The organism is Halomonas shengliensis, from assembly GCF_900104135.1.
Classification (GTDB): Bacteria; Pseudomonadota; Gammaproteobacteria; order Pseudomonadales; family Halomonadaceae; genus Halomonas; species Halomonas shengliensis.
The window spans coordinates 123542-136937 of the sequence record NZ_FNIV01000004.1 but is presented as its reverse complement, the minus strand read 5'-3'; the positions used below and the strand labels follow the sequence as shown (position 1 = coordinate 136937).

15 protein-coding genes are annotated in these 13396 nt (G+C 70.3%); 12 read left to right on the top strand and 3 right to left on the bottom strand.

The window, feature by feature from the left end:
- The first annotated feature begins 5 nt into the window (after positions 1-5).
- The 8 genes from BLP95_RS07565 to BLP95_RS07530 all read left to right on the top strand — a co-directional run bounded on the left by BLP95_RS07565 (position 6) and on the right by BLP95_RS07530 (position 8244).
- Positions 6-527: a TRAP transporter small permease subunit gene (locus BLP95_RS07565; RefSeq protein WP_089677872.1), complete on the top strand. Its 522-nt coding sequence runs from the start codon at positions 6-8 to the stop codon at positions 525-527.
- Positions 520-2475, top strand: a complete 1956-nt coding sequence (locus BLP95_RS07560; protein WP_089677870.1) for an aconitate hydratase — start codon at positions 520-522, stop codon at positions 2473-2475. The genes BLP95_RS07565 and BLP95_RS07560 overlap by 8 nt, the downstream gene beginning before the upstream one ends.
- A complete protein-coding gene (locus tag BLP95_RS07555; protein WP_089677869.1) occupies positions 2472-3404 on the top strand; it encodes a hydroxymethylglutaryl-CoA lyase in 933 nt (310 codons plus the stop codon). Before BLP95_RS07560 ends, BLP95_RS07555 begins: the two co-directional genes overlap by 4 nt.
- 72 nt (positions 3405-3476) lie before the next feature.
- Positions 3477-3719, top strand: a complete 243-nt coding sequence (locus BLP95_RS07550; RefSeq protein WP_089677867.1) for a hypothetical protein — start codon at positions 3477-3479, stop codon at positions 3717-3719.
- Positions 3720-3751: 32 nt separating this feature from the next.
- On the top strand, positions 3752-4066 hold the full coding sequence (locus BLP95_RS07545; RefSeq protein ID WP_089677866.1) for a monooxygenase: 315 nt from the start codon (positions 3752-3754) through the stop codon (positions 4064-4066).
- Positions 4067-4340: 274 nt separating this feature from the next.
- Complete coding sequence (gene gcvT / locus BLP95_RS07540) at positions 4341-5456, top strand: glycine cleavage system aminomethyltransferase GcvT (RefSeq protein ID WP_089677864.1); 1116 nt, start codon at positions 4341-4343, stop codon at positions 5454-5456.
- Positions 5457-5589: 133 nt separating this feature from the next.
- Positions 5590-6828: a serine/threonine transporter SstT gene (gene sstT, locus BLP95_RS07535; protein ID WP_089677862.1), complete on the top strand. Its 1239-nt coding sequence runs from the start codon at positions 5590-5592 to the stop codon at positions 6826-6828.
- 36 nt (positions 6829-6864) lie between these two features.
- A complete protein-coding gene (locus tag BLP95_RS07530; protein ID WP_089677860.1) occupies positions 6865-8244 on the top strand; it encodes an L-serine ammonia-lyase in 1380 nt (459 codons plus the stop codon).
- A gap of 87 nt (positions 8245-8331) precedes the next feature.
- Here BLP95_RS07530 and BLP95_RS07525 read toward each other — a convergent pair whose 3' ends face one another.
- Positions 8332-9786: a sodium:solute symporter family protein gene (locus BLP95_RS07525; RefSeq protein WP_089677858.1), complete on the bottom strand. Its 1455-nt coding sequence runs from the start codon at positions 9784-9786 to the stop codon at positions 8332-8334.
- Positions 9779-9991 carry a DUF3311 domain-containing protein gene (locus BLP95_RS07520; RefSeq protein WP_089677857.1) on the bottom strand — a complete coding sequence of 71 codons (213 nt, stop codon included), beginning with the start codon at positions 9989-9991 and terminating at the stop codon, positions 9779-9781. The genes BLP95_RS07525 and BLP95_RS07520 overlap by 8 nt, the downstream gene beginning before the upstream one ends.
- A 158-nt stretch (positions 9992-10149) precedes the next feature.
- On the opposite strand from BLP95_RS07520, the gene BLP95_RS07515 reads away from it, so the two are divergent.
- Positions 10150-11073, top strand: coding sequence for a LysR family transcriptional regulator (locus BLP95_RS07515; protein WP_089677855.1), 924 nt, complete (start codon positions 10150-10152; stop codon positions 11071-11073).
- On the opposite strand, the gene BLP95_RS07510 is transcribed toward BLP95_RS07515, so the two are convergent.
- Positions 11033-11704: a cupin domain-containing protein gene (locus BLP95_RS07510; protein WP_089677853.1), complete on the bottom strand. Its 672-nt coding sequence runs from the start codon at positions 11702-11704 to the stop codon at positions 11033-11035. The two genes, BLP95_RS07515 and BLP95_RS07510, sit on opposite strands and share 41 nt — an antisense overlap.
- A gap of 402 nt (positions 11705-12106) precedes the next feature.
- Between BLP95_RS07510 and BLP95_RS07505 the strand changes: the two genes are divergently transcribed.
- Genes BLP95_RS07505 through BLP95_RS07495 form a run of 3 tightly spaced genes read left to right on the top strand, consistent with a single transcriptional unit; the run spans position 12107 to position 13356 of the window.
- Entirely contained in the window at positions 12107-12301 is a 195-nt protein-coding gene (locus BLP95_RS07505) for a hypothetical protein (protein ID WP_089677851.1), read from the top strand.
- 30 nt (positions 12302-12331) lie between these two features.
- Entirely contained in the window at positions 12332-13039 is a 708-nt protein-coding gene (locus tag BLP95_RS07500) for an AzlC family ABC transporter permease (RefSeq protein ID WP_089677849.1), read from the top strand.
- The gene (locus tag BLP95_RS07495) at positions 13036-13356 is read left to right on the top strand and encodes an AzlD family protein (protein WP_089677847.1); all 321 of its coding nucleotides are present in this window, start codon (positions 13036-13038) and stop codon (positions 13354-13356) included. The genes BLP95_RS07500 and BLP95_RS07495 overlap by 4 nt, the downstream gene beginning before the upstream one ends.
- The last annotated feature ends 40 nt before the right edge of the window (positions 13357-13396 follow it).

Here is a 13396-nt window from a genome sequence, read left to right as displayed (position 1 = left end):
GCGACATGACCGCAACTGTCCTGCGCGGCTGGGACGGCCTGCTGGCCATCCTGCGCTGGACGTCGATGGCGGTGCTGGTGTTCATGATGGCGTCGATCTGCTACGACGCCATCATGCGCTACGCCTTCGCGGCCCCGACCAGCTGGAGCCTGGAGATCAACTCCTTCCTGCTGGTCTACCTGGCCGTGCTCGGCGCCGCCGAGGCCCAGCGCCACGACGCCCATATCCGCATCACCTTCTTCAAGGACCAGCTGCCGCCCCGCGTGCGCGGCGCCATCGACCTGCTCACCGCCCTGGCGGGCATGGTGTTCTGCGCCATCCTGGCATGGCGCGGCGGCATCATGGCCCTGCAGGCGCTGGAGTACGGCGAGCGCGTCTCCAGCTCGCTGGGCACGCCCATGGTCTACCCCTACGCCCTGCTGCCGATCGGCTTCGCGGCCCTGGGCCTGCAGTTCCTGATCGACGCCGCCTGCGCCCTGCTCCGCCTGCGCCATGGCCACGACCCGGAGGCCCCCGCCCATGGCTGATTCACTGAGCCACAAGCTGATCCGCGAGCACCTGGTAGGCGGCGAGATGGTGCCCGGGGAGGAGATCGCCCTGCGCATGGACCAGGCCCTGCTGCAGGACATCCTCGGCACCCTGGTGATGCTCGAGCTCGATGCCATGGGGATCGAACGGGTGGCCACCTCCCCCAGCGTGCAGTACATCGACCACACCCTGATCCAGCAGGACAACATCAACGCCGACGCCCACCTCTTCCTGAAGAGCGCCTGCCAGCGCCTGGGCGTCTGGTACAGCGGCCCCGGCAACGGCATCAGCCACCCGGTGCACATGGAGCGCTTCGGCATCCCCGGCCAGAGCCTGGTGGGCTGCGACAGCCACACCACCGCCGCCGGTGCCCTGGGCATGCTGGCCATCGGCGCCGGCGGCATCGAGGTGGCCATGGCCATGGCCGGCGAGCCGCTCTACCTGCCGATGCCAACGATCGTCGGCATCCATCTCGAGGGCGAGCTGCCCGACTGGGTGAGCGCCAAGGACGTCATCCTCGAGCTGCTGCGCCGCCATGGCGTCGCCGGCGCCAAGAACTGCATCCTCGAGTACCACGGCCCGGGGCTCGCCGCCCTGGACGCCATGGACCGCCACGTGCTGGCCAACATGGGCACCGAGATGGGGGCGACGGCGAGCGTCTTCCCCAGCGACGAGGTGACCCGGGCCTTCCTCGCCTCCCGCGGCCGCGAGGCCGACTGGCGTGCGCTCGCCGCCGACCCGGGCTGCCGCTACGACCGCCACGAGCACCTCGATCTCTCGACCCTGGAGCCGCTGATCGCCCTGCCCTCGAGCCCCGACAGGGTGGTGCCGGTGGCCGAGATCGCCGGCGAGCCGCTCTACCAGGCCTACATCGGCTCCTCGGGCAACCCCGGCTATCGTGACATCGCCGTGGTCGCCGAGATCGTGTGGGGCAAGCGGGTCGCCGACGATGTCTCGCTGGACATCAACCCCGCCACCCGCCAGGTACTCAGCGCGCTGATCCACGAGGGGCACCTCGCCGCCCTGGTGGAGGCCGGCGCCCGCCTGCACCAGCCCGGCTGCAACGGCTGCATCGGCATGGGCCAGGCGCCGGCGGCAGGGCGCAACAGCCTGCGCACCGTGCCGCGCAACTTCCCGGGACGCTCCGGCACCCGCGAGGACAGCGTCTTCCTGTGCAGCCCCGAGACCGCCGCCGCCTCGGCGCTCAACGGGGTGATCACCGACCCGCGCACCCTCGACATGGCCTACCCCCGGGTGCGAGAGCCGGTGCACATGGCGGTCAACGACGACTGGTTCGTGCCGCCGCCGCCACCCGCGCTGGGCCGCCCGCCGCTGCTGGCCACCGACAACACCCCGCCGCTGCCGGCCCTCTCGCCGCTCCCCGAACGCATCGCGGCGCCGATCCTGCTCAAGGTGGGCGACAACGTCTCCACCGACGACATCATGCCCGCCGGCGCCCGGGTGCTGCCGCTGTGGAGCAACGTCTTCGCCTCGGCGGAGCACCTCTTCGAGGCGGTCGACCCCGGCTACGTCGACCGCGCCCGGGCGCAGGGCGAGGCCGGCCATGTGATCGTCGGCGGCGCCAACTACGGCCAGGGCTCGAGCCGCGAGAACGCCGCCCTGGTGCCGCGCCTGCTGGGCCTGCAGGTGGTGGTGGCCAAGGGCTTCGCGCGCATCCACTGGCAGAACCTCCCCTGCTTCGGCGTGCTGCCGCTGACCTTCGCCGACCCGGCCGACCATGAGCGCCTCACCGAGGGGCAGACCCTGGTCATCGACGATCTGCCCGCCCAGCTCGCCGCCGGCGGCGAGATCCGCGCCAGCGTCGACGGCGTGCCCCTGACCCTGACCCACGAACTGAGCCCGCGCCAGGTGGCGATCCTCGCCGCCGGCGGGGTGATCAACTGGCTGCGCCGGCGCCAGCCGGATACCGAGGAGACCCCCGCATGAACGCCCTGACCCCGCCGGCGAGCGTCGAGATCGTCGAGGTGGCCCCCCGCGACGGCTTCCAGTCGATCGCCACGCCCCTGCCCACCGCCGACAAGCGGCGCTGCATCGAGGCGCTACTGGACGCCGGGGTGACCCGCCTGGAGATCGGCTCCTTCGTGAGACCCAAGGCGATCCCCCAGATGGCCGACACCGGCGAGCTTATCGCCGCCTTCGCCGACCGCCCGGGGCTGCGCCTCTCGGCGCTGGTGCCCAACCTGCGCGGCGCCGAGCTGGCCCTCGACCACGGCATCCGCGAGGTGGTCTACGTGGTCTCGGTGTCGGAGTCCCACAACCGCAGCAACGTGCGCCGCGGCGTCGACGAGTCCCTCGCCGACCTCGGCCGGGTGATCGCCCGGCTGCGCCAGAGCGAGGGCACCCGGCTGCGGCTCGACCTGGGCACCAGCTTCGACTGCCCCTTCGAGGGCACCATCGGCTGGGAGCAGGTCGACCGCGTGCTGGGCGAGGCACTGGCGCTGGCCGGCGACCTGCCGCTGGAGGTGGCGCTGTGCGACACCACCGGGCGTGCCAGCCCCTACCAGGTGGCGGAGCACTTCACCCGCCTGGGCGAGCGTCACGCCGGCCCCGGGCTCGACTGGGCCTTCCACGGCCACGACACCTTCGGCATGGGCGTCGCCAACGCCCTGTTCGCCGTGCACCACGGCGCCACCGCGGTGGACAGCGCCTGCGCCGGGCTCGGCGGCTGCCCCTTCGCCCCCGGCGCCACCGGCAACACCGCCACCGAGGACCTGCTCTACGCCCTGCAGGGCGGCGGCGTGGCCACCGGGATCGACCTGCCGCGGCTGCTCGCCGCCGCCGACCTGATCGCCGCCCTGCCCGGCGGCCAGACCGCCAGCCACCTGCGCCAGGTGCCCCGCGACCGCCTCGGCTGAGCCTGCCGGGGCTCGCATCGCGGCGCCGAAATGCCGATACTGGGGGCAGTCAACGACAGCCGGAGCCTCCCCATGAGCGAGCACGAACACACCGTCATGGCCTTCGACGACCAGGGCCGCGAGGTGATGATCGATATCCTGGTCAGCGTGAAGGAGCTCGGTGAGCTGGCACGCACCGGGCCGGTGAGCGGCGAGCCCGCCCTGCGCACCCGCGAGGGGCACCCGGTCAGCTACCTGGGCGGCGGCGAGTTCTCCGTCACCCTGCCCGGCGAGGAGGCGACCCTCTTCCGCACCGATGCCCTGGACGTCGTCTGACCCTTCCCCACCCCCATGACAAGGAGCGCCCGATGGCCGTGATTCTGCAGGTCCACTTCCCCTTCGCAGGACCCTTCGGCGAGGCCATGGTCGAGGCCATGACGCCGCTGGCCCGTTCCATCAACGACGAGCCCGGCCTGCTGTGGAAGATCTGGACCGAGGACGAGGCCGGCCAGCGCGCCGGCGGCGTCTACCTCTTCGCCACCCGCGAGGACGCCGAGGCCTACCGCCAGATGCACACCGCCCGCCTGGAAGGCATGGGCGTCACCGGCATCGAGGCACAGATCCTCGAGGCCAACGAGGCACTCTCGGCGATCAACGGCGGCCCCCTCGGCGACGCCAGCTGAGCCGGACGCCGGTTTCCGATAGGAAAACCGGCACTCTCGCGGACCGCCTGAACGCCCCCTCGATGCCTCGCCACCACGCCTCCATTGGCGGGACAACCTCGGCTCCCTGAGCCATTGATCGGCATATCGGCCGCCCCCGGCCTACCGGGCGGCGGTTTCTTGTCATGGCCCCATTGTTTCTTATAGGAAACTTCGTCTACTCTAGGCATCATGACGCCGGTTGCCGCTATCCTTGAGGCAAGCCGCTTCGATTCCCCTGATTCCGGAGGCCCCCATGAGCGAGCTGAAGCGCACTCCCCTGTATGACCTGCACGTCGAACTCGGCGCCAAGCTGGTGCCCTTCGCCGGCTACGAGATGCCGGTGCAGTACCCGCTGGGCGTGAAGAAGGAGCATGAGCACACGCGCACGGCCTGCGGGCTCTTCGACGTCTCGCACATGGGTCAGCTGCTGCTGCGCGGCCCCTCCCCCGCCGAGGCGCTGGAGACCCTGGTACCGGCGGACATCGTCGGCCTGCCCGAGGGCATGCAGCGCTATGCGCTGTTCACCAGCGAGGAGGGCGGCATCCTCGACGACCTGATGGTGGTCAACGCCGGCGACCACCTCTACCTGGTGGTCAACGCCGCCTGCAAGGCCCAGGACATCGCCCACCTGCGCCGCGGCCTGCCCGAGGGCCACACCATCGAGGAGCTCGACCGTGGCCTGATCGCCATCCAGGGCCCGAAGACCGCCGAGATGATGGCGCGCCTCTGCCCCGAGGCCAACGAGATGGTCTTCATGCAGCACCGCCACGTCGAGATCGACGGCATCCCGGTGTGGATCAGCCGCAGCGGCTACACCGGCGAGGACGGCTTCGAGATCTCGGTGGCCGCCGAGCAGAGCGAGGCCCTGGCCCGCCGCCTGCTGGCCGAGCCCGAGGTCGAGGCGATCGGCCTGGGCGCCCGCGACTCGCTGCGCCTGGAGGCCGGCCTGTGCCTCTACGGCCACGACATCGACACCACCACCACCCCGGTGGAGGCCGGCCTGATCTGGGCCATCGGCAAGCCGCGTCGCCGCGACGGCGAGCGCCCCGGCGGCTTCCCCGGCGCCGACCTGGTGCTGCATCAGGTCGCCGAGAAGGACCACAGCCGCAAGCGTGTCGGCCTGCTCGGCGAGGGGCGTGCCCCGGTGCGCGAGGGCGCCCCGCTGCTCGACGCCGACGGCAACGCCATCGGTCAGGTGACCTCCGGCGGCTTCGGCCCCAGCGTCGGCGCCCCCGTGGCCATGGGCTACGTGACCATCGCCAACGCCGAGGTGGGCACCACCGTCTACGCCGAGGTACGCGGCAAGCACCTGCCGATGACCGTGACCAAGACCCCCTTCGTCACCCCGGGCTACTACCGCGGCAAGTAAGCGCCCCGCCGCGACGCAAGGGCAATACCCTGCCCCGGCACTACCCCGCCGGAGCAGGTCAAAACGATCGAGGCCGCCCGATCCGGCCTCGGCCACCCAGCATGTCAACTTCCCCAACACCGAGAGATCCTCGATGACCTCCACGCTGAACGCCCTCTTCGGCCCGCTGCTACGGCTGGGTCTGATCACCCAGATCGCCATCGGCATCGTCTGCGGCCTGCTGCTCGCCCTGCTGGCCCCCGAGCTCGCCACCTCGTTCTCGCTGCTCGGTCAGCTGTTCGTCTCCGCCCTCAAGGCCGTGGCACCGATCCTGGTGTTCGTGCTGGTGGCCGCGGCCATCGCCGGGCACCGCCAGGGGCAGCCCACCCACATCCGCGGCGTGCTGCTGCTCTATGTCATCGGCACCCTGGTGGCGGCGCTGGTGGCCGTGGTGGCCAGCTTCGTCTTCCCCACCACCCTGACACTGGACATGCCCGAGGTCAGCGGTAACCCGCCGGGTGGCATCATCGAGATCCTCCGCGACCTGCTGCTCAATGCCGTGAGCAACCCGGTCAGCGCCCTGATGGAGGCCAACTTCATCGCCATCCTGGCCTGGGCCATCGGCCTGGGGCTGATGCTTCGCCAGGCCAGCGAGACCACCCGCGGCGTCCTGAATGACCTTTCCACGGCCATCTCCGGCATCGTCCACCTGGTGATCCGCTTCGCCCCGCTGGGCATCTTCGGCCTGGTCGCCAACACCCTGGCCGAATCCGGCCTGGGCGCGCTGCTCGAGTACGGCCAGCTGCTGGGGGTGATCGTCGGCTGCATGCTGTTCGTGGCGCTGGTCACCAATCCGCTGATCGTCTTCTGGCAGACCCGCACGAACCCCTACCCGCTGGTGTTCGCCTGCCTGCGTGGCAGCGCCATCACCGCCTTCTTCACCCGCAGCTCGGCGGCCAACATCCCGGTCAACATGGAGCTGTGCGAGAAGCTCGACCTGGACCCCGATACCTACGCCATCTCCATCCCGCTGGGAGCCACCATCAACATGGCGGGCGCGGCGATCACCATCTCGGTGATCACCCTGGCCGCGGCCCACACCCTGGGCATCCCGGTGGACTTCCCCACCGCACTGCTGCTGTGCGTGGTCTCGGCACTGGCCGCCTGCGGGGTCTCCGGCGTGGCCGGCGGCTCGCTGCTGCTGATCCCCATGGCCGCCAGCCTGTTCGGCATCTCCACCGACGTGGCGATGCAGGTGGTAGCGATCGGCTTCGTGATCAGCGTGGTCCAGGACTCCACCGAGACGGCGCTCAACTCCTCCACCGACGTGCTGTTCACCGCGGCCGCCTGCCGCGCCGCCGAGAGCCGGCAGGCGCGAGTCGCGACCCAATAGTACCGAGTCGCCAAGACAACAAAGAGGTTCACGACCATGTCCATCAGCGTCTTCGACCTGTTCAAGATCGGCATCGGGCCCTCCAGCTCGCATACCGTGGGGCCGATGCAGGCCGCCTGCGACTTCGTGGGCGAGCTCGAGGCCCGCGACCTGTTGACCCGGGTCGCCCGGGTCGAGGTGCAGCTCTACGGCTCGCTCTCCGCCACCGGCATCGGCCACGGCACCGACCGCGCCGTGATCATGGGCCTGATGGGCGAGCGGCCCGACCGCATCGACCCCGACATCATCGCTCCCTCCATCGAGGAGCTGCAGGAGGCCGAGGCGCTGCGCCTGGCCGGCCGCCACAGCGTGCCCTTCATCTGGGCGCGCGACCTGCAGCTGCTCGAGGAGAGCCTGCCGCGCCACCCCAACGCCATGCGCCTGGTCGCCCACGGCCACGCCGACGAGCTCTACCGCAACACCTACTACTCGGTGGGCGGCGGCTTCGTCATCGACGAGGCCCAGGCCGCCGAGGGGGCGCTGGACACCGACCGCACGGAGCTGCCCTATGACTTCCAGACCGCCGACGAGCTGCTGCGCATGTGCCGTGACCACGAGCTGCGCATCAGCGAGCTGATGCTGGAGAACGAGAAGGCGTGGCGCAGCGAGGCGGAGATCCGCGAGGGGCTGTGCCGGATCTGGCAGGCCATGCAGGCCTGCGTCGCCAAGGGGCTCGAGGCCGAGGGCGTGCTGCCCGGCGGGCTCAACGTCAAGCGCCGCGCCCGCGCCCTGCACGAGCGCATGCTGGCCAGCACCGACGACCACTCGCTGATCGCCTCCACCATGTCGGCCATGGACTGGGTCAACCTCTACGCCCTGGCGGTCAACGAGGAGAACGCCGCCGGCGGGCGCATGGTCACCGCCCCCACCAACGGCGCGGCGGGCATCATCCCGGCGGTGCTGCACTACTACATGCAGTTCCGGAAGGGGGCCTGCGATCGCGACGTGGTGGACTTCCTGCTCGCCGCCGGCGCCGTGGGCATCCTGTGCAAGAAGAACGCCTCCATCTCCGGCGCCGAGGTGGGCTGCCAGGGCGAGGTGGGCTCGGCCTGCGCCATGGCCGCCGCCGGCCTCACCGAGGTGATGGGCGGCACCATCGACCAGGTCGAGAACGCCGCCGAGATCGGCCTGGAGCACAACCTGGGGCTGACCTGCGACCCGGTGGGCGGCCTCGTCCAGGTGCCCTGCATCGAGCGCAACGCCATCGCCTCGGTGAAGGCCATCAACGCCACCCAGATGGCGCTGCGCGGCGACGGTCAGCACTTCATCTCGCTGGACAAGGTGATCCGTACCATGCGTGACACCGGCGCCGACATGCAGGAGAAGTACAAGGAGACCTCCAAGGGCGGGCTCGCGGTCAGCGCCATCGAGTGCTGAGTCCATCTCCCGTCACCCAGGAGACAACGCAGAAGGCCGACCCCACGGGGTCGGCCTTCTGCATGGCATCATGGTCTCCTTCGGGAATCAGCGGCCGCCGGCCGCCTGGCCGTTACCTTGGGGGGCAGGCAACCGCTGCCAGAGGGCGACCACCGCCACGTTGAGCAGCATCGCCCAGACGCCGGCGTGCCAGCCCAGGGGCGAGCTCCACACGAAGTCCATCAGCAGGTAGGCCAGGCTGCCCGCCAGGGCGCCGGCCATCACGCTGGCCCGACGCAGCCTGGGCAGGAAGAGCGCGCCCAGCACCATCGGAAAGAGCTGCACGATCAGGCCATAGGCGGTGAGCAGGATCATCACCAGCGAGCCGGGGTTCATCAGCGCGATCAGGTAGGCCACCAGCGACAGCCCCAGCACGCTCCAGCGGGTGGCGCTCACCGTGGCCTTCTCGCTGGCACCTTTCATCACGGTGGGCCCCATGACGTCGCGCACCAGCACGATGGCCGCGGTATGGGCCAGGTTGGCGCCGGTGGACATCGCCGCCGCCAGGGCGCCGGAGAGCATCAGGCCGATCACCCAGGGCGAGAAGTTGGCCACGTCCATCACCATCTGCAGCAGCACGGTGTCGGCGCGCTCCAGAGGAGAGTCGGCGAAGGCCAGGATGCCGGCGAAGCCGATGAACAGCAGCGGCACCAGCAGGTAGGCGTAGAGCGGGTAGAAGACGCTGACCTTGCGCAGGGTCTTGCCGCTGTCGGCGGAGTAGAATTTCATGAAGAGGTGCGGCCACATGGCGCCGCCGAAGGCGCTGACCAGCACCGCGGTGCTGAAGTAGCCCCAGCCCATGCCGGTGGCACCGGGCATGGTGAGGTACTCCGGCGCCTGCTGCTGGAGCTGGGTGAACATCTCCCCCACCCCACCGTAGAGGCGCTCGGGGATGGCCAGGCCCAGGAACCAGGCGATGGCGATCATCATCACGCCCTGCACCAGGTTGGTCCAGCCGATGCCGCTCAGGCCGCTGGTGAAGACATAGGCCGCCACCACCAGGAAGGCCAGAAGGCCGCCCAGCCAGAAGGGCACCGCGCCGTCGGTGGCGGCCTGGAACAGCAGCCCGGCGCCGGCGATCTGGATGGTCAGGTAGGGCACCAGCGCCACCACGCCGATCACCCCGGCCAGCATGCCCAGCGGCTTGCTGCGGTAGTGGTCGGCGATCATGTCGCCCTGGGTCAGGTAGCCGCGCTCGCGGCCCAGCTTGGCGACCCGCGGCCCCAGCGCCCAGATGGTGATGGGCACCAGCGACAGGTAGGCGAGGATGTAGAAGGCCGGCGCGCCGTGCTGGTAGGCCCAGCCCGGGGTGCCGAGGAAGGCGAAGGCGGAGAAGATCTCGGCGCCGAGGATGAAGAACAGGATCACCACGCCCACGTGGCGCCCGCCGGCGACATAGCCCTCCAGGCTCGAGCTCGCCTGGCCCCGGGCACGCAGCCCTACCGCCAGCACCACCAGCAGGTAGGCCAGGGTGATGCCGATGACGATCGTGGTATCACTCATGGCGGTCACCTCCGTGACGGATCACGAAGGCCACCCACATGCCCACGAACAGCAGCAGCATCCACAGGGTGTACCAGAAGAACAGGAAGGGCAGGCCCAGCACGCTGGGCTCGATGCGGTTGGCGATCAGGGCGCCGGGCCAGATCATGGCCAGGGTGCACAGCGCGAAGTGCAGCCCCGTCAGCAGGTGGTAGGTCTTGGTCATGGGGTCGTTCCGGCTCGCGCGGGGCGAGACTTGTTGTGGGTTGTTCTTCCACTATGAAACAGGGCAATCGATAGCAAAAATATCGCTTTTGGATAGCTGACATGCTGTTACGGCATGGGTAGAGTGCCTGACATCGCCCCCTGTCCAGGCCCGCTCCCATGGAATTCCGCCAGTTGAGCTACTTCGTGGCCGTCGCCGAGACCGGATCGATCTCCGCAGCCAGTCGCCGGGTGCACGTCGCCCAGCCGGCGCTGACCCGCCAGATACGACTATTGGAGGAGGACCTGGCCACCCAGTTGCTGGAGCGCCACGCCCGGGGGGTGCGGCTGACGGTGGCCGGAAAGGCCCTCTACGAGGAGGCGATAACGCTGCTCGACCGACGCATCCAGGTGCGCGCGCGACTCTCGGCGCTGGGCAGCGGACTGACCGGCAAGCTCGGCCTGGGGGTGACGGTGACCCACCTGTGGATGCCGGAGGTGGCCGACCTGCTGGGTCGCTATCGCCAGTGCTATCCGCAGGTCGGCTTCGAGGTCTTCCCGCTGCTCTCCGGGCCGCAGTTGGACCGACTGCGCGCGGGCACCCTGGACGCCGGGATCCTCTACCTGGACAGCGGCGACCAGCCGGGCCTGGAGACCCGCCTGCTGCAGCGGGACCACCTGATCCTGGCGGTACCCGCCGACTCCCCCTGGGCGGCGTCGCCGCCCCGGCGGCTCGCGGAGCTCGAGCGGGCCGACTTCATCTGGGGCTTCCGCAGCGTCTCGCCGGTCTACTACGACCGGGTGATGGCCCACTTCCAGCGCCTGGACTTCCATCCCCGTGTGGTGCAGTTCGGCGCCGACAACATCGCCATCCTCAGCATGGTGGCCGCGGGGCTGGGCGTGGCCATCGTGCCCGCCGCCAGCGCCTGCCACCCCATGCCCGGCATCCGCTTTGTGGCCATGCAGGCGCTTCGCGAGTGCGCCATGCCGCTGTGGCTGGCCTGGCGGGCGGGCAACGACTCCCCGGCGCTGCACAACTTGGTGGCGCTGGCGGAGGCGGGCTTCACGCCGGCACGCGAATCTCGCCCAGGTGATCCCGCTTGAGGTAGCAGGTGACGCCCTTGGCACCGGCCAGCAGGCGCGGCGTGTCGCCGGGCGGCAGGCGCAACCAGCTCCCTTCTGTAAGGGTGTCATCCTCGAGGACGAGCTCGCCGGCCAGCACCAGCAGCTCCGCGCCCCGGGTCGCCTCGACCGGCAGCGCCTGGCCCGCCGCGAGGCGCTCCAGGCTGACCCTCTCGGCGGCGGACTCGAACAGCGGGCAGACCTCGCGCCCCTCCTCCTCGCGACGCCAGGCGGCGGGGTCGTAAGTGTCGACGCGCACCTGACGGTGATCCTCCGGCGGCATCTGCCATAGCTTGACGAAGATGGTGGCGCCCGGCTCGCTGGCGGGGCGGTGGGCGGAGCCCGGCGGGTTGCGCACGTACCAGCCGGCCGGGAAGTCGCCGCTCTCGTCGGAGAAGGTGCCGGAGAGCACCAGGATCTCCTCGCCGCCGGGATGCTCGTGGGGCGGGAAGTGGGAGCCCCGGGCGTATCGGACCAGGCTGGTGGCGCGGGCCTTCTCGGCCCCCACCCGGTCGAGCATCACCCGCTCGACCCCGCCCTGGGGCGAGGCCACCCACTGGTGCTGGTCCGGCGTGACGGCGGCACGCCGGGTGAAATCGGCATTGATGCGCATGGTCGCTCCTCTCGGGCTCGGGGACAGTGGTCGCCCATGATGGCCGATTCCAGCGCCGCGGCAAGCGCCGCTGCGTCTCTTCCGCCGATAGCCAGCCACTATCACCGCGAGTCGGGCTGCCGTGGCGGCGATTGACAGCCACCCCGGCCTCGCCGTACCGTGAATCCGGCGCCGATTTGACTCCCAGCTTGCGGGCGCTCTACAAATGCCGCTAAAGCGACGCCAAGAGCCCGCTTTAGCCCCTGCAAAGCGGGTTTCGTGTATCTGGCCCTCAGGCCACCGCCGATTTAAGCACCAACTTGCGGGCGGGATAGAAATGCAGCTAAAGCGGCGCACGGCTCCACTCCCCTGGGTCGGCGCTTGCCGAACCACGACCTCCAGACAGGGGAATAGGAGACCGACATGACACGCCTTGCCCAGACCACCGCCGCCCGCTCTCGCCTCGCCGTGCTCGACCTGAGCCAGGACGATATCGTGCGCCCCGAGCTTCGCGACGACGCCATCCTCGCCGACCGTAGTCGCGCCGCACGCCGCCGCTTCCACCGGCAGGACGACAACCGTCGACCGGCGCCGCGCTCTGCTAGTATCGAGGGCTGACCCGACGAACAGCCCGCAGAGGAGCACGGCATGACCCGCAAGGACGCGACCCCCCACCGCCTCGACCGCGCGCTGGTGTGGGATGGCTTCAAGGCGCTGCTGCCGATCTCGCTGTTCGTGGTCGTGTTCGGGGTGGCCTTCGGCCTGGCGGCGACCCAGGCGGGTCTCACCGATGCCGCCATCGTGCTGATGAGCACCCTGGTGTTCGCCGGCGCCGCGCAGTTCGCCACCCTGGAGCTGTGGGGGCCCCAGGTGCCCTTCTTCACCCTGATGGTGACGGTGTTCGCCATCAACGCCCGCCACCTGCTCATGGGCGCCACCCTCTACCCCTGGCTCGAGCCGCTTCCGCCGGCGCGGCGCTACGCCATCATGCTGGTCGCCACCGACGCCAACTGGGCCATGGCCATGCAGGCCTTCCACCGCGGCCAGCCGGGGCTGGGGCTGATGCTGGGCGGCGGCATCGCGCTGTGGGGCTTCTGGGTGCTGGGCACCTGGCTGGGCCTGCACGTCGGCGGCACGGTGCAGGACCCCGCGCGCCTCGGGCTCGACATGGTGATGGGCTGCTTCCTGCTGGCTATGGTGGTGGGCGGCGAGAAGAACCTGCGCATGCTGCTGATCTGGGCGGTGGCCGCCGGCGCCTCGCTGCTCGCCTTCTACTACCTGCCGGAGAACAGCCACGTGGTGGTGGGTGCCATCGCCGGCGGGCTGGTGGGCCTGGTGTGGGGGAAGCAGGAATGAGTGTCGAGACCGGCGGCCTGGGCGCGCTCTTCATCATCCTGGCCATGGCGCTGGTGACCCTGGCGACCCGCTGGGGCGGCGTCTTCGTGATGTCCTTCGTGCCCATCGGCTACCGGGTGAGGCAATTCATCCACGCCATGTCCGGCTCGGTGCTGGTGGCGCTGCTCGCGCCCCTGGCGGTGACCGGCGACACCGGCGCGCGCCTGGCCCTGCTCACCACCGCACTGGTCATGCTGACGCTCAAGAAGCCGCTGCCCGCCATCGCCGGCGGCATCCTGGTAGCGGCGCTGTGCCGCCAGTTCCTACCCGGGGCATGATCGCCCGCCCCCTTCTCACCCGGCGCGCCGTCACGCTATC